Here is a 17,022-nt window from a genome sequence, read left to right as displayed (position 1 = left end):
GAGTACACAAATTCATTTTTAAACAAAATTGCATACTCACATCACTTCTAAAATACTGAATACAACAACAAACTCAACTCAACTCTTGCGGATCAACATCTATGGTGACTTTCATCGTAGAGGGTTTGCTATGTAACAGCTGTTGCCACCATTGACGAATATAAAAATGCATTTTTGCCCGATCTTGAGAAAGCAAAACCACATGGGCTTGGTAACGCCCTGCTTTACGCTCCATTGGCGCTGGAATAGGCCCCCAAATATCAATTAAATTCTCTTCGGCAGTTTGTCTAAGCAGCTGCGTCATTTCAGTCAGAAACTTTAAATTTTCTTCCTGATGCTTTGAATCACAGCGGATCAAAGCTGTATAACGAAAGGGTGGAAGTAGTGCTGCTTGGCGATCTTTTAAGGTTTGTTTGGCAAAGGTCCGATAGTCATTATGAATCAAGGTGTTTAATAACGGATGATCAGGTCTTAGGGTTTGTAAATAGACTTCACCCTTCATTTCACCACGACCCGCACGGCCTGCAACTTGAATAATCAATTGCGCAGTACGTTCTGTGGCGCGGAAATCCACACTCAACAAACCTGCATCAATATCCAAAATTGCCACTAAGGTGACATAAGGAAAGTGATGTCCTTTTGCCAGCATTTGAGTGCCAAGTAAAATGGTCGGTTCACTTTTTTGGATTTGATCATAAATCTTTTGCCAACTGCCAACCCGACTGGTTGAGTCACGGTCTACGCGCAAGACGGGGAAGTGAGGGAACAGCTCATTCAAAGTTTCTTCAACTTTGGCGGTTCCCATGCCAATTGGCTTTAATTGTTGTTGATTGCATTGTGGGCAAGCATCAGGCATACGATTAATCGTGCCACAATGGTGACAATGTAAATGCTGATAAGGCTTTAAATGCAGGGTAAAGTGAGCATCGCAGTTGGGGCAATTGGCCTGCCAACCACAGCTTTCACAGATAAGCACAGGGGCATAACCACGTCGATTTAAAAAAATCAGAACTTGTTCTTTTTTCTCTAAACGTTTTTTGATTTCAGCAATTAAAACATCACTTAAGCCATGCTGTTTTTTTGCCACTTTTAAATCAATCAAATGCATTTTCGGCATGATTGCGGCACCAGCACGTTGATTTAACTCAATCCGTGTCAGCTTTTCTTGGCGAGCAAGATAATAACTGTCGATGCTTGGTGTGGCCGAACCTAAAATAATCGGGCAATTTTCTAAATGTGCACGATACATGGCCACATCGCGAGCATGATAGCGAAAGCCTTCTTGTTGTTTAAACGAAAGATCATGCTCTTCATCTAAAATAATCAAACCCAAATGTGGCAAGGGCGTATAAATTGCAGAACGTGTACCTAAAATAATAGAGGCTTTGCCCGTTTGCGCATGCTGCCATGCTTGTAAACGTTTAGTGTCATTTAAGCCTGAGTGCAGTAAGGCAATATTGCAATGAAAACGTGATTGAAAACGACTGATGGTTTGTGGGGTTAAGCCGATTTCAGGCACTAAAACCAAGACTTGTTTGCCTTGTTTAAGTACTTCATGCATTACTTGCAAATAAACTTCGGTTTTACCACTCCCAGTTAAACCATCCAATAGAAATGCTTGATATTTTTTCTGCGCTTTTAAAATCGCTTGAATAGCTTTCTTCTGATCGTCATTTGGCGTGAGGGGCATCTGTGCCAATTGCACAGGTTCTGGCGTGACATTTTGTGGTTCCAAATCACAACGAACAATGTCTTTTTTCTCAAGGACTTTAAGTGTGGCTGTTTCAACACCACTTAAATTAAGAATATTTTCCTGTGTCCCTTTCGGGTGTAGCTTTAAAATTTTATAGGCTTCTTGTTGTTTTTCAGAACGCTTAACTTTGTCTTCGGCATGTAAGTCTAAAAGTTTCCAGATACGTGCCAATAAATTATAAGGTTTACCTTGGCGTAATAAGGTAGGTAACGCCGTTTGAATCACTTCACCGATGGGAAATTGGTAATATTGTGATGACCATGTCAATAAACTTAAAACTTTACTGTCTAAAATGGCTTGTTCATCTAACAGTTCAGTAATGGCTTTGAGTTTAAAATGAGAATCCACAGGTTCATCAATCGGTACTTTCTTGACAATAACACCAATCAGATTTTGTCTGCCAAAAGACACTGCAACACGCGCACCGACTTCAGCTTGCGCATATTGTTCAGCGGTGACTTGGTAATCAAAGCAGTCATTCAAATAGACTGGAACAGCAACTTGAATACGATAAATCGTCTGTGGCGTAGCAAGGGTATTCGACATTTTTAATTTAGTGACTCATTAATTTAGTGAGGCTGTGATGAAATTGTTTCATGTCCAGATTCGGCTTGTGTTAGAGTGTAACAGTCATCTATAAACATGAATATGAATGATTTATAGGGTATGACGCAACAGCGTAATCAAAAAATTTTGGAAAACTAGAGCATAATAATGCCAGCATATCAATTTACTGCAATTGATGCTTCAGGAAAGCAGCAAAAAGGCGTGTTAGAGGGAGATTCCGCACGCCAGATTCGACAACAACTACGGGACAAGGAATTGATTCCTGTCACGGTGGATGCTGTTGAACAAAAAGATAAAAATAAAAGTTCAGGATTTTTTCAACGTAAATTTTCGGCTTATGATCTGGCCTTAATGACACGTCAACTTTCTGTTTTGGTCGCTGCTGCAATTCCTTTAGAGGAAGCATTACGAGCAGTTGCCAAACAAAGTGAAAAAGTGCATGTACAAAATCTTTTACTTTCGGCACGTTCAAAAGTGCTTGAAGGGCACTCTTTGGCTCAAGCGATGCAACAAACAGGACGCTTTCCAGATTTGTATATTGCGACTGTTGCTGCGGGTGAACGTTCAGGGCATTTAGATTTAATTTTAGATCAATTATCTGATTACACCGAAAACCGCTTTGCCATGCAAAAGAAAATTCAAGGTGCGATGATCTATCCAATCATCTTGATGTTTATGTCTTTTGCGATTGTGATGGGGTTAATGACGTATGTTGTTCCAGACATTGTTAAAACCTTTGACCAAAGTAAGCAAGCCTTGCCATGGATCACTGTGGCGTTAATGAAAGCCAGTGAGATTATTCGGCAGGCTTGGCCCTTTATGTTGGTGTTTAGTGTGATTGGGATCTTTTTATTGATTCGATTCCTACGAACTTCTGCGGGGCACTATGCTTTTGATCGTTTAACACTCAGATTGCCATTATTTGGTAAATTATCTCGTGGTATAAATGCAGCGCGTTTTGCCAGTACCTTATCTATTCTTACCCAATCAGGCGTGCCATTGGTCGATGCTTTGAAAATTGGAGCAGCGGTGAGTAGCAATTGGGTGATACGAGATGCAGTTAATATTGCAGCAGAGAAAGTCACAGAAGGTGGAAATCTTGCAACACAATTGGAGCGTTGTGGTTATTTCCCACCGATGATGGTACAAATGATTAAAAGCGGTGAAGCTTCGGGTGAGTTAGATCGAATGTTAAGCCGTGCATCAGATATGCAGGATCGAGAAGTATCCTCATTTATTTCAACATTATTGGCTTTACTGGAACCCTTAATGTTGGTGTTTATGGCTGGTATTGTTTTGGTTATTGTGATTGCAGTCATGTTGCCAATTGTCAATATGAACAATATGATTTAAGCCAATTATTTTTATAAAGAATATATAGAGAGTAAGCAGATGCAACGAAAGATGAATAGGACTCGTCAGTCAGGTTTTACCTTAATTGAAGTGATGGTTGTGATTGTTATTTTAGGCGTACTTGCAGCATTGATCGTACCCAATGTGATGGGACGTGGTGAAAAAGCCAAAGTTGACACCACTAAAATTGCATTAAAAGGTGTAGCGGGTGCTTTGGACCAGTATAAACTGGACAATGGGCGTTATCCGACAAGCCAAGATGGTGGTTTAGACGCGCTTGTAAATCAACCTGCAACGGCTAAAAACTGGTTACCTGGTGGTTATGTTAAAGGTGGTTATCCGAAAGACAGTTGGGAAAATGATATTCAATATGTAATCCCTGGTTCTGAAGGTCGTAAATTTGATTTATATTCTTTTGGTGCCGATGGTAAACAAGGTGGTGAAGGAAATGATGCAGATATTTATTACCAACCTTAATTGAAGATTATTTAAGTTATTATTTATGGGATTAATCACTTCATTTAATCGAGTTAATAAATCTTGAGTGAAGTGATAATCTTTCTTGTTTGCTAAAGTGTATTTAATTTATTGAAATATAACAGCTATTTAAAATAACGATGTTTGAGAGTTATAATAAGAATTATTCCCATATTTAATAGTTACAAGAAAGTTAAATTGTGTATAAAAATAGACTTTTTATTTAATTAAAAGCTTGCATAATAGTTCTCAGGGCAATCTGAATTGCTTAGGAGGATGAGATGAAAGCATTATTATTACCAGATGAAATCAGCCAGTTTCATTGGACTATGCTCAAATCTGTTCTTTTAATTTTGAGCCTATTACCGATTAGCCAGTTTTTTCTCAATATTTGGCAAGTTGCCGATGCCAATAGCCAGATCATGATTGGTTTTATGGCGATTAGCGTATTTAGTGCATTATCTATTATTAGTTTTTATAATGCCTTAAATTTGACAGTATTTCAGTTAAAAACTGAATTCTCATCATTATTAGAACAATATTTAGTACGTTCATATCGTTATGTGCCAATGTTATTTTTAGCTGCAATGATGTCTTATTTGGTGACTCAACTTTAGTTGAAATATCATGGAAAACCGAGGGTGTAATCCTCGGTTTTTTTGCACTACAATTTAATCATTCAGGTTCCAACTAAGTCGGCTGAACAAGGCTCATGGTGATTTTGCGCACAATCGGCAAGATAAAAAGTAACACTGGAAAGGCAATCAGCCAAGAAATCCCCCAAGCTGAAAGCCATGTGTATAGCGAAAAATTCTCAAAACCCATGCTTCTGAATGTACTGATACATGAAACAATAAATGTCATGATAATAGACAGTAACAAAGGTAAAACAATCGCTGCATAGCGATGTGGAATCTTTTTAAAATTAAAATAAGACGATTTAGAATTTTGCATTTTTTACTCCGTAAACCAACAAACGCCAGTGCCGCACCAAAATATTAAAATTTTGATTAAAAATAACCCCAAGCCTTGTTGGAGATATGTTGGCACGTTGATTGACGTAAACGTTTACGGCTTTATGATCAGCGAAAATAATTTAGCATAAACTTGAAAAAAATATAATAAAAAATGTGCTGAAAATATTTTCAATTTCGTTTTGATAGGGCTTGGATTGAGGCTGGATTGAACATGATTGTCTTTTTAATAGGATCATTTGTCTGTTTTGTATAAGGTTGATCGCTTTAAATTTATCTAAAATGATTTTATCTCTTGAGATGAACCGATAAAAATACGAGGACTCAGCAATGCAACAAATAGAATGGAATGACTTTCTTAAAGTAGAGTTACGGGTAGGAAAAATTATTCAAGCCGAAGTGTTTGAGAAAGCGCGTAAGCCTGCTTATATTTTGCATGTTGATTTTGGCGAAGTGCTCGGTGTAAAGAAATCGAGTGCGCAAATTACCAACCTGTATCAACCTGAAGATTTAATTGGGAAGCTTGTGGTTGCTGTTGTGAACTTTCCAAAAAAACAAATTGGACCGATTCAATCAGAGTGTTTAGTGACAGGTTTTCATAATCAAGATGGGCATGTGACGTTGTGTGTGCCTGATGCAAATGTGCCATTGGGCACAAAGTTACTTTAATCATTGAATCAAGCCCTTTGTTGAAGCTGACCTCATCTCCTTAAACCAGAGATGAGGGATTCAAGCATTAACGTCTAGATTTAAAGCTAATATCGACTGCTTTAGGTCGATAGATCCAGCCTAAAATTAATAACAAGAGGGAGAGCAATAAAATAGGATAGTCACTAAAGCGGGTGTACCAAGTTTCACCTTGCATGGCAGGTAAATCACCACGAAGCACAGCTTTTTGATCTACAGGGGCTTGTTTTACAATATGCCCATTGTGGTCAATAAATGCTGTTACACCTGTATTGGTAGCACGAATAAACCAACGTCCGTTTTCCTTGGCACGCATTTGTACCATTTGAAGATGTTGTAATGGACCTGCTGTACCGGTGAACCACGCATCATTGGAAACAGTCACTAAAAAGTCACTATTAATCGCATTACGTCGAGTGAGATTCGGGTAGGCCACTTCATAACAAATGGCTGCAGCTAAATCATGTCCTTTAATATTAAAAGGTTTCTGATTGGATGCACCTTGGGAAAATCCACTCATGGATGGATCATTTTGTAGCGCAGGTAATACCCAAGCCAATAATCCTGAAAGTGGAATATATTCACCAAAAGGCACCAGACGTTGTTTTTTATATAAGCCTGAAGAATCCGCGCCAGAAGCCATCATACTGTTGTAGTACATTGGATAGCCATTTTTCTGCGATTCTTTTAAGTCCCAATAAGGAATACCGGTTACCCATGCTGTGCCTGAACTTTTGGCTTGTTGATCCATCATATCCAAGAATTGTTGAATATCTGTTTGGAACAGTGGAATCGAGGATTCTGGCCAAACAATCAGATCACGGCCCCATTCAGTACGGCTTAAATTAACGTAAATTTCTAAGGTTTTAACCTGATATTCAGTTAACCATTTTAAATCTTGCGGAATATTGCCTTGAATCAAAGAAACGGAGAGTGGTTTTTCTGCTTTCGGTTGTACGAAAGTGATAAACGATGCGCCCCATGCGCCAAGGATTAGAATAATTGCAGGAAAGATCCAAAAAACTTTTCTATTTAAAATTTCAACCAATGCACAAGCAAGGATAATCACGACAAAAGATACTGCAAACACACCAAACAGTGGAGCATAGCCATCTAAGAGTCGTTCAGTAAATGCGTAACCTGCAAATAACCAAGGAAAACCCGTAAAGACCCAAGTCTTCGACCATTCAAAAATAACCCACAAAGGAGCGAAAGTTAATGGCGTTTCAGGGAAGAATCTACGATATACCCAAGTCTGAATCGCGGTAAAAAGCCCCATGACAATGGCCATGATGGCGATCATCAAGACACTTAATACTGCATTGGTATCTCCATACACATGAATCGATGTATAGAGCCAGAATGCGCCAACAAACCATAGGCCAAAGCCATAGCTTAAGCCAATCGCAAATGCTTGGCGTGGTGTACGGCCTTTTAAGCAAGCATACAGCAGGGCAGGCGATAAAATTGCCAACCACCACCAATAATAAGGCGCCAGTGCTAAACTGAACACTGCGCCTGACATTAACGAAATCAATAATGGGAAAATGAAGGGCAGCTGTTTTTGTTGTTGTGATGAATTTAACAGCTTGTCAAAGTATGCTCTCATTTATGTACAGCTCGAATCAGATGAATAGTGCGTGCATCTGCTTCAATAATTGTAAATTCCCAATCCTCAAGCTCAACCACTTGGCCTTGAAGATCACTCACTAGACCAATTTCTTGAAGCAGTAATCCGCCCATAGTCTCTACTTCATCGTCAGGAAATTCAGCATCTAAAACATTGTTAAAATGTTCGATTGGTGTAAGTGCTTGCACAATCCATGTATTGGCTGTGGTATGGGTTGTATCTGGAATGATAAATTGCGCTTCTTCGTCAACGTTATCATGCTCATCTTCAATTTCGCCGACAATCTCTTCCAGAATATCTTCTAAAGTGACCAGACCTGCTGTTGAACCATATTCATCAATCACAATAGCAATATGGGTTTGAGTGTTTTTTAACATCCTCAAAACTTGGTCGGAACGGGCACTTTCTGGGACAAATAATGGCTGACGCATTAACGCATGCACATCGACAACAGATGAGCGATCAGTTAAAAAGGGTAAAAGATCTTTAGCAAGTAAAATACCCACCACGTTTTCAGGCTGATCAGAAGAGAAAACAGGGAAACGTGAATGTGCAGATTCAATAAGAATATCTAAAATATCAAGAAGTTGATCATCTTCTTGCAAACTGACCATCGCTGTGCGCGGAGTCATGACTTCACGGATTTTTGTTGCAGGAAGGTCTAATACGCCTTCTAACATTGCAACAGTATCGGGTTCTAAAAAACGACGTGAATCTTGTACTAATTTTAGCAGTTCATCCCGGGTTTCTGGCGCTGTTCCTAACCATTTGCGTAAGCCACGCATTCCCCACGATGGGCCTGATTCCTCGTGCATGATCTTTCCTAAAGACGCTTAATATCTAGTAAATGTTTTTTTATCATACCGAAGAAAACACAGATGTCTATCTATTAAATAAGGTAAATAGATGAATGTATGTGTCATATTATAGATATATTGCAAGCCTTATTCATTATTTGAGTTTGTGTTAAAATTATTGATTGATTTCGCTTCTTTTTGAGAATAGATAATGTCTGAACCGATGCCTACAGCAAGCATTCAATTAAACACGCGTGGACTACGTTGTCCTGAGCCTGTAATGATGTTGCATCAAGCAATTCGTAAATCTAAATCAGGTGATGTCGTTGAAGTATTTGCAACTGATAATTCAACCTCTTGGGACATTCCTAAATTTTGTATGCATCTCGGTCATGAGTTGATTTTACAAGAAGAAGTACTAGATGATGCCGGAAATAAGGAATTTCACTATTTAGTGAAGAAAGGTTAAAAGATCATGATGGGTGGAAATCAGTCTATGTTATATGTGATGATTTCCCTTTTATTGATTTAAGAATATTGAAATTTATTTGGCCCGTTTTTAATAGTTAATAAATTTATATTATATGTAATTTATTGAATTTTAATAATTTTATTGTGGATATTAAATCATTTTACAAAATTAAAAATGACAGAATTTTGACTTGTGATTATAATCTAAACATATTTTTTAATAATAATTAACTCATTCAAATGAACAGCTTAGTAAATAGCATTTATAAAATATTGGATCAGCTTGGACTAAACGCACAAAAACGAGCTTTGCATATCCAATTTACAAATACAGACTTAAACAACCAAGTCTTCTTACAACGTATCGATGGACAACATGGTCTAAACCAAGGTGTGTCTATTGAACTGATTTGTCTTGCCACTTCAGCAACGATTCCGCTTAAACAGTTTATTGGTAGCCAAGTGGCCATTGATCAAGTCACAGATCATGGACAATTGTTTCGTAGCACAGGAGTGATTACTGAGGCCGCACAAGGGCAAAGTGATGGCGCACTAACGCTATATAAACTCAAACTCGAAGATGCCACTTCACTGTGGCATAAACGCCGTAACAGCCGAGTGTTTATGAATAAGTCGGTTGTTCAAATCATAGAAACGCTGTTTAAAGAATGGCAAGATAAAAGCCCACTCTTTGCCTCCAGTCTAAGTCTCGATAAAAGTGGACTGAAAAAAGATTACGATATCCGCCCATTCATTATGCAGAGCAACGAAAGTGACTATGCATTTTTAACCCGCTTGATGCGCAGTGAAGGGATCAACTGGCTGATTGATGAAGCGCAATTGATTGTGCTTAGTTCTGCGACTCAAATTCAGCCACAAAAACTGCGCTTGGTGGATGACAATAGCGAATACAAATCGTTAGAACGAAGAACGATCCGCTTCCATCGTAGCAGTGCCACAGAACAACAAGACAGCATCACCAGCTTTATCGGACAACGTAGCTTACAACCCACTGCTGTCCACGTACAACGCTGGCAAGCAGATGTGTTAGAGCAAGAAGAGGGTGCAGGCAGTGTTCAAAGCAAACATCAACATAGTCAAAACCAGAATAATGCCAGTCTCGGTTTAGAACAGGCTTGGCATATTAGTCCAGCATGGATTCAAGACCTCAATGGTGAAGATCAAGCAACCGCTTCAAATAACAATCAGATTGAAAAGATCAACCAAAACCTCAGCCATTACTATGATGCTCAATCCAAGCAATTTGTTGCCAATTCCACTGTACGTGATGCACAAGTGGGTTACTGGTTTGAGTTAAACGAACACCCAGAAATAGATCAACACAGTGGCTCAGACAAAGAATTTCTGATCACGTCAAAGACATTCTATAACCAGAACAATTTACCCAAAGACCTGAATGAGCAAATCAATCGCTTGCTCCAACAAAGCAATTGGGTCAATTCAAATGTAGACTCAAACAACCCAGAACGCCAAGCCAATCAATTGGTGTTACAACGCCGTAATATCACCACTGTTCCGGAATACCACCCACTACAACACCGCCCGAGTACCCATCCACAACGAGCCAAAGTGGTTGGGTCAAGTGGAGAAGAAATTCATGTCGATGAATGGGGACGTATTAAAGTTCGTTTCCTGTTTACCCGCAATGAAGACCACAGTCATGATGGTGGAGCAGGGAGCAATGACAACGACACTGATTCTGCTTGGGTGGATGTACTGACCCCGTGGGCAGGTGAAGGCTATGGTGCGCGGTTCTTACCGAGGATTGGCGAGATTGTGGTGATAGATTTCTTTGATGGCAATATCGATCGACCATTTGTGGTGGGGCGTATCCATGAAGCACAACGAAGTCCAACGAAATTTGATGACAAAGGCCAATTGCCTGATACAAAAAAACTGGCAGGGATCAAAAGTCGGGAAGTTAAAGGCAGTGGCTATGGCCAGCTTAGATTTGACGATACCACAGACCAAATCAGCAGCCAGCTACATAGCAGTCACGGTGCGAGTCAACTGAATCTCGGTAATCTGAGCCATCCTAAAGAAAACGAGACCAGTGAAGGACGAGGCGAAGGCTTTGAACTAAGAACAGACCAATGGGGAGCAGTGCGTGCAGGACAGGGTCTACTACTGAGTACCTATGCTCAAGATTCAGCTTCAGGCAATCACCTTGATGCAACTGCAGCGAAAAGTCAGTTGGAAAGCAGCCTAAATAATTCTAAAGCCTTAAGTGAAGTTGCCAAGAATCAGCAAACTGATCCTTTAGAAAATTTAGATCATTTGAAATCTTTTATTTCTTATTTGGAAAAAGATGAATCCAGTGAAGCAAAAAGCCAAGCAGATACCTTTAAGCAAGCTCTAATGTTATTGGCTTCACCCAATTCGGTTGCGCTTGCTACTAATGAAGATCTACATCTTTCTGCCGATCGACAAATCTATGAAACTGCGGGTGATAGTATTCAATTGAGTACGCAAAAGAATTTAGTTGCACATGCACAATCAAAGATCAGTCTTTTTGCGGCACAAGAAGGGGTAAGATTATTTGCAGGGAAAGGTAAAGTTGAGATCCAAGCACAAGGCGATGGTGCGGATTTGATTGCGCGTAAAGGTATTCAAATTATTTCGACGGAAGAAAAAATCGAGATTAAAGCGGATAAGAAAATTATTTTGATTGCAGATGGATCTCAAGTTGAAATTAGTAGTGCAGGTGTTTTACCGACCACTGCGGGTAAGTTTGAAGTCAAAGCTGGACAACATAAGTTTTTGGGTGGGGCGCAAGTTTCGAATGTAAAATACCCATTACCTGTATTGGGTGATGAAAACAAATATGATGTTGTTTTTTTAATGCAAGATGATGATGGTATTCCTTACAAAAATATGAAATACATTGCATTCTTAGAAAGTGGTGAAATTATTGAAGATATCACAGATGATAAAGGATATACGAAACCTATAAAAACACTCAGTAAAGAAAAAGTATCAATTCACTTAAAAACTGATAATTATTTAAATATTTAGAGGAAAATATAATGAATTATTTCCCATTTGTTATAGTTAAATCTAATGTGGATACTAAGAAGTTGTATTATAGTTTACAAGTTTTCAATACTTCTACAAATAAAGTTGTGCTTGATAGTGCTAAAAAAATTCAGGCAGGAATTAAATATCCTTTGAGGAATAATTATAAGACTGAGATAATGAGCATACCAACTGATGGTGAATCAGCAAAAGATATGGTTATTGAGTTTACTTTATATAAGCGTGATGGTATAAAATTTATTCCAGTAGTTAATAAAAAGATTCTATCAAACATGGTTTTTGAATTTACTTTAGATAATATTAAAAGTAATAAAATAAAATATGATATTGTTAATTACATGGAAACAAAAAATATTACAAAGCCTGTGACTGGTGTTAATAATAATTTAGTTCAGTTAACAATATCTAACACAAGAATGTTTGTAAGTACGCAACATCCTATCGGTGATTATTTTGATCCTTTTACTAAAGAAAAAATACAGCAAGGATTATTGAGTAGACTTAAGGAAAAGTATCCAGATCAAGGTTTTACAAATTTGTGTGGTCCAGCTGCTTTTTTTTATTGTGTTTTAAATGCTAATTCGAATATTTATAAAAAAATTGTAAAAGAATTATGGGAAAAGGGTGAAACTAAAGTCAATAATTTAACGATAAAACCAGATAAAGGTGGAGCTAGAACTGTAAAAAATTATTTTGATGAGCATGATAATGCTTTAATTCCTGCAATTGATTGGATTACTCTTGGAAGTTTAAGGGATTCAAGTAATATAATCTTGGACTATACTTTAGAGTATGGAGAAGCAAGTGCAGGGATCACTCCACCAGGAGATTTACTTACATGGTTTAGGGATATAGGTTTTAAAAATGTAGATTTTTTCCATATCGGAATTTCAAATAAATTAAAGGCATTGGTTGAAACTAGTAAATATGATGTAAAAAAATATTTTATAGTATTGTTATCAAGTAGTAGTATTTTGCAATATCAAAAAAAGACTTTGGCGGTCTTTCCTACTCATTGGGTTGTGCTAGATAGTAATATTATGGTAGATGGCTCGTTATTAAATTCAACCACTTTAGAAACAGATGAGGTTAAATTTAAAGTCTTTAGTTGGGGTAAGTCATATAATCAAAATGATGGTTTAACACTTGGTGAGCTGGTTAAATATACTTGGGGTGTTTATATATTTGAAAGAGGATTGGTTTAATATGAAAAAGTTTTTTTACTCTGGGTATCTTGTTTGTGTTTTTTTTATTTTAGGCTGCAGTCATCAAATAAAGATTGAACCTAATAATTTGCCAGAAATGAAGTATGGCGAGAAATATGATAATAGAATAGAAATTGAGAAGCTAAATATATTTGGTGAACTTGTTATTAAAACAGATTTACCTGATAACTCAGGTATTAATATAGAAAAAGTAGGGGAGAATGACTTTCTTTATCAAAATTCTATAAGAATATATGGAGTACCTAAAGTTAAAGGTAATTATTATATTTTATTAGATGGTAATTTTAGAGGTGGAGCTTTTGGTGGGATGACTAATTTTAAGAAAAAATATGATGTCATCATAAAATAACACATAATGATTTTACGTAAAAATAAACTGATTTGGATAGTATTAGAGAGGTGAGTGATTTCTATCAATAGAATAAAGGTGTTAATAATAAAATAACATTAAATCCAAGAGTTTCATTTGTAGATTGGATTGCAATGAGAAGCTTAAGAGATTCAGGAAATTAAGTTTTTGATGATAAAAAAACCCGCCGAAGCGGGTTTATTGATTTACATATTTGGATAGTTTGGACCACCGCCACCCTCAGGTGTTACCCAAGTGATGTTCTGAGATGGATCTTTGATATCACAAGTCTTACAGTGAACACAGTTCGCAGCATTTATCTGGAAGCGCTTAGAACCATCATCATTTTCCATAATCTCGTAAACACCAGCAGGACAGTAGCGTTGAGCTGGCTCATCCCATTTTGGTAAGTTGACATTGACTGGAATCGAAGCATCGGTCAGCTTTAAGTGAGCTGGCTGATTCTCTTCATGTACGGTATTCGATACAAATACAGAAGATAAACGATCAAAGGTTAATTTACCGTCTGGCTTTGGATAAGTAGGTTTAAATGTCGCAGCATCTACAGTTTTTAATGCACTAAAGTCAGGTGCAAGGTCATGTAGGGTAAATGGCACTTTAAAGATATTTTGATCGATAAAGTTAAATGCACCACCCATCCATAAACCGAATTTATGCATTGCTGGACCAAAGTTACGTGAACGATGTAACTCTTCTTTTAACCAACTGTTGTTGAATTTGTCCGTATATGCAGTCAATTCTTTGGCAAAGAAATCTTCACCTTCAGCCACACGCGCAACCGCTAAATCGCCACCTTTCTCATGACCTGCTTGAATTGCTTCAAATACAGCTTCACCACACAACATACCCGATTTCATCGCAGTATGAGAGCCTTTGATTTTAGCAAAGTTTAAGAAACCAGCATCATCACCAATTAAGCAACCGCCTGGGAAAGTCAGTTTAGGTAGAGAGTTTAGACCGCCTTTAACAACTGCACGTGCGCCATAAGAAATACGCTTACCACCTTCAAGATATTGCTTGATCAGTGGATGTGTTTTCCAACGTTGCATTTCAGCAAAAGGATACATGTGTGGATTTTCATAAGATAAATCGACAATCATACCCAAGGTCACTTGGTTGTTTTCAGCGTGATATAACCACCAGCCGCCTGAAGAACCTGTTTCTGCCAAAGGCCAGCCTGAACCATGCATCACTAAACCTGGTTTATGTTTAGCAGGGTCAATTTCCCAAAGTTCTTTGATCCCGATACCGTAATGTTGCGGATCAGCATCTTGATCTAAGTTGTATTTTGCAATCAGACGTTTACCAAGGTGTCCACGACAACCTTCTGCAAAAATTGTGTATTTTGCATGAAGCTCGTAGCCAGGAGTAAAGTTGTGAGTAGGTTCACCATCTTTACCAATACCCATATCACCAGTTTGGATGCCTTTTACAGAACCATCTTCATGATAAAGGATTTCTGAAGCAGCAAAGCCAGGGAAGATAGAAACTTCTAACTCTTCCGCTTTTTGACCTAACCAACGCACTACATTACCCAATGAAATAACATAGTTACCATCATTGTGCATGGTTTTAGGAACCATCCAGTGCGGTGCTTCTTGTGACTTTTCAGCAGACATGAGGAAATAAGTTTTGTCCTCAGTCACAGGTACATTTAAAGGTGCACCTTGTTCTTTCCAGTCAGGGAAAAGTTCATTGATTGCACGAGGTTCAAGTACAGCACCAGAAAGGATATGCGCACCAACTTCAGAGCCTTTTTCAACCACACAGACGGAAAGGTCTGGAAGATTGTTTTCAAGAGCTAATTGACGAATTTTAATCGCAGCAGAAAGACCCGCAGGGCCTGCGCCTACGATCACTACGTCAAACTCCATCGATTCGCGTTCGATGTGTTCCATGTAGGACTCCTCATATTTCTAAGGGTGGCAACCGTGAGCATTTATTGGGAATTAATAAATCGGTGCTGCCATGAGTGTTCTAAAAATTCCGTGATACGAATTAACGCTCGTACCAATAATATATTTTGCGCTAGTATAGTTAGAAACCCTAATCTAGCCAATTGGCTGAGTCGTATTATTTTTAAGTCAGCAAGGCATAAACCATGGTAAATCAAAATAATTCAACATCAGCGGCTCAAAATCAGCCAGATTCTGATAATAAAAACTTAATGAGCATTGCACAATACTTAAAAGATGTACAGGCGGGTCACAAAAGGTCAATACCCCCTTTAGAGCAGTGGCAGCCAAAGCATTGTGGCAAAATGGATTTGACGGTAAAAGCCAATGGAGAATGGTGGCACGAAGGTCAATTGATCAAACGCCAAGCGCTTTTAGACCTGTTTACAAAAGTACTTTGGAAAGAAGACGGAAAGTTCTATTTAAAAACCCCAGTTGAACAGATTGAAATTCAAGTTGAGGATGAACCTTTATTGGTCAATCAAGTTGATCAGGTAAATCTCGATGGGCAGGTCTATCTACAAGTGACCACCACCAATCAAGACATTACACTGATTGATCCAGAACACCCTATTTTTATGCGTGAATATCAAGGTGAGTTAAGACCTTATGTACATATTCGTTTCGGGATAAATGCCTTGATTCAACGTTCTGCTTTTTTCCATCTGATTGAATATGGGAAATTGCTTGAAAATGAGCAAGGAGATACCATTTTATCTTTAGAAAGTGGTGATTTTCACTTGCAATTAGGGACTTGAGGTTTAATCTTGTTAATTATTTTTACCGTATGCCAATAGTGGATCAAATGAGCGCGATTTTTCCTCTCTCTCCTCTAGAAAATCCAATGCCAAAAGCCTTGGCAGATGCCCCGATTGGTATTTTTGATTCAGGTATCGGTGGGCTTTCTATTGCACAGGAAATTGCCAATTATTTGCCAAATGAACGTATTGTTTATTATGCCGATACTGCACATGTCCCTTATGGCCCACGGACGGATCAAAATATTCGTGAATTAACTGCGCAAGCAATCGAATGGTTATATCGTCAAGGTTGTAAAATCGCAGTTGTGGCATGTAATACCGCTTCAGCATTTAGTCTGGATTATTTACGTGATCATTATGGTGAAAATTTTCCTATTGTTGGGCTGGTGCCTGCTTTAAAACCAGCAGTGCTACAAACCCAGTCTAAAGTGGTTTCAGTTTTGGCTACACCTGCCACTTTTCGTGGAAAATTGATCAAAGATGTGATGCAGCGTTTTGCAGAACCTGCCAATGTTGAAGTACTGACGATTACCAATCTTGAACTGGTTCCCTTGATTGAATCTGGACGTTATAACAGTTTGGAATGTAAACACAGCCTGCAAAAGGTTTTAGATCCAGTTATTGCAAAAGGTTCAGATTATTTGGTGTTGGGCTGTACCCATTACCCTTATTTAAAACAGAGTATTCACGAATTATACGGCTCTCAGCTTAACTTAATTGATTCTGGATTGGCCGTTGCACGACAAACGGCGCGTATATTGTTAAAAAATGAGTTAATATCAAGCAGCTTGCAAGAAAAAGGGGTGCGTTTACAATGTTTTGTGAGTGGGGGAAATGCAAAACAATTAGAAAATGTCATCAAACATCTCATACAACCAAAAATTACATGGTCTGTAGAAAATATTGTTGAAAAACTCGGCTAATTCTTTCAATATTGAACAGAT

At 38.2% G+C, this 17,022-nt stretch carries 15 protein-coding genes; 10 read left to right on the top strand and 5 right to left on the bottom strand.

From position 1 onward, the window contains the following. Positions 1-73 precede the first annotated feature (73 nt). Positions 74-2,299 carry a primosomal protein N' gene (locus AS4_RS19745; protein WP_034617817.1) on the bottom strand — a complete coding sequence of 742 codons (2,226 nt, stop codon included), beginning with the start codon at positions 2,297-2,299 and terminating at the stop codon, positions 74-76. A gap of 168 nt (positions 2,300-2,467) precedes the next feature. Here AS4_RS19745 and gspF point away from each other — a divergent pair, with 168 nt between their 5' ends. From gspF to AS4_RS19730, 3 genes are all read left to right on the top strand, one after another. After that, complete coding sequence (gspF, locus tag AS4_RS19740; RefSeq protein WP_096735249.1) at positions 2,468-3,673, top strand: type II secretion system inner membrane protein GspF; 1,206 nt, start codon at positions 2,468-2,470, stop codon at positions 3,671-3,673. A gap of 39 nt (positions 3,674-3,712) precedes the next feature. After that, positions 3,713-4,150, top strand: a complete 438-nt coding sequence (gene gspG, locus AS4_RS19735; protein ID WP_004816754.1) for a type II secretion system major pseudopilin GspG — start codon at positions 3,713-3,715, stop codon at positions 4,148-4,150. 281 nt (positions 4,151-4,431) lie between these two features. Next, on the top strand, positions 4,432-4,767 hold the full coding sequence (locus AS4_RS19730) for a hypothetical protein (RefSeq protein ID WP_004725552.1): 336 nt from the start codon (positions 4,432-4,434) through the stop codon (positions 4,765-4,767). 73 nt (positions 4,768-4,840) lie between these two features. Here the strand turns inward: AS4_RS19730 and AS4_RS19725 are convergent, their stop codons facing one another. After that, positions 4,841-5,104, bottom strand: a complete 264-nt coding sequence (locus tag AS4_RS19725) for a DUF2798 domain-containing protein (RefSeq protein WP_034617824.1) — start codon at positions 5,102-5,104, stop codon at positions 4,841-4,843. A gap of 350 nt (positions 5,105-5,454) precedes the next feature. Between AS4_RS19725 and AS4_RS19720 the strand changes: the two genes are divergently transcribed. Further along, positions 5,455-5,793, top strand: a complete 339-nt coding sequence (locus AS4_RS19720; protein ID WP_004816760.1) for a tRNA-binding protein — start codon at positions 5,455-5,457, stop codon at positions 5,791-5,793. Positions 5,794-5,860: 67 nt separating this feature from the next. On the opposite strand, the gene lnt is transcribed toward AS4_RS19720, so the two are convergent. Next, positions 5,861-7,420, bottom strand: coding sequence for an apolipoprotein N-acyltransferase (lnt, locus tag AS4_RS19715; protein ID WP_004725558.1), 1,560 nt, complete (start codon positions 7,418-7,420; stop codon positions 5,861-5,863). Continuing rightward, entirely contained in the window at positions 7,417-8,256 is an 840-nt protein-coding gene (locus tag AS4_RS19710; RefSeq protein WP_004816763.1) for an HlyC/CorC family transporter, read from the bottom strand. Before AS4_RS19710 ends, lnt begins: the two co-directional genes overlap by 4 nt. A gap of 193 nt (positions 8,257-8,449) precedes the next feature. Here AS4_RS19710 and tusA point away from each other — a divergent pair, with 193 nt between their 5' ends. The 4 genes from tusA (at position 8,450) to AS4_RS19690 (ending at position 13,341) form a co-directional block, all read left to right on the top strand. Beyond that, positions 8,450-8,707, top strand: coding sequence for a sulfurtransferase TusA (gene tusA / locus AS4_RS19705; protein ID WP_004725563.1), 258 nt, complete (start codon positions 8,450-8,452; stop codon positions 8,705-8,707). A gap of 242 nt (positions 8,708-8,949) precedes the next feature. Next, positions 8,950-11,745, top strand: coding sequence for a type VI secretion system Vgr family protein (tssI, locus tag AS4_RS19700; protein ID WP_096735248.1), 2,796 nt, complete (start codon positions 8,950-8,952; stop codon positions 11,743-11,745). Between the two features lie 11 nt (positions 11,746-11,756). Beyond that, the gene (locus AS4_RS19695; protein ID WP_096735247.1) at positions 11,757-12,971 is read left to right on the top strand and encodes a hypothetical protein; all 1,215 of its coding nucleotides are present in this window, start codon (positions 11,757-11,759) and stop codon (positions 12,969-12,971) included. Position 12,972: 1 nt separating this feature from the next. Further along, positions 12,973-13,341: a hypothetical protein gene (locus tag AS4_RS19690; RefSeq protein ID WP_227548101.1), complete on the top strand. Its 369-nt coding sequence runs from the start codon at positions 12,973-12,975 to the stop codon at positions 13,339-13,341. A 206-nt stretch (positions 13,342-13,547) separates the two neighbouring features. Here AS4_RS19690 and AS4_RS19685 read toward each other — a convergent pair whose 3' ends face one another. Further along, positions 13,548-15,260: an electron transfer flavoprotein-ubiquinone oxidoreductase gene (locus AS4_RS19685; protein ID WP_004725573.1), complete on the bottom strand. Its 1,713-nt coding sequence runs from the start codon at positions 15,258-15,260 to the stop codon at positions 13,548-13,550. 203 nt (positions 15,261-15,463) lie between these two features. Between AS4_RS19685 and AS4_RS19680 the strand changes: the two genes are divergently transcribed. Next, positions 15,464-16,075, top strand: coding sequence for a DUF1285 domain-containing protein (locus AS4_RS19680; protein ID WP_004816777.1), 612 nt, complete (start codon positions 15,464-15,466; stop codon positions 16,073-16,075). Positions 16,076-16,122: 47 nt separating this feature from the next. Beyond that, positions 16,123-17,001, top strand: coding sequence for a glutamate racemase (gene murI / locus AS4_RS19675; RefSeq protein WP_096735572.1), 879 nt, complete (start codon positions 16,123-16,125; stop codon positions 16,999-17,001). The last annotated feature ends 21 nt before the right edge of the window (positions 17,002-17,022 follow it).

Source organism: Acinetobacter guillouiae, assembly GCF_002370525.2.
In the GTDB taxonomy this organism is placed as follows: Bacteria; Pseudomonadota; Gammaproteobacteria; order Pseudomonadales; family Moraxellaceae; genus Acinetobacter; species Acinetobacter guillouiae.
This window is presented reverse-complemented; position numbering and strand designations above follow the sequence as displayed.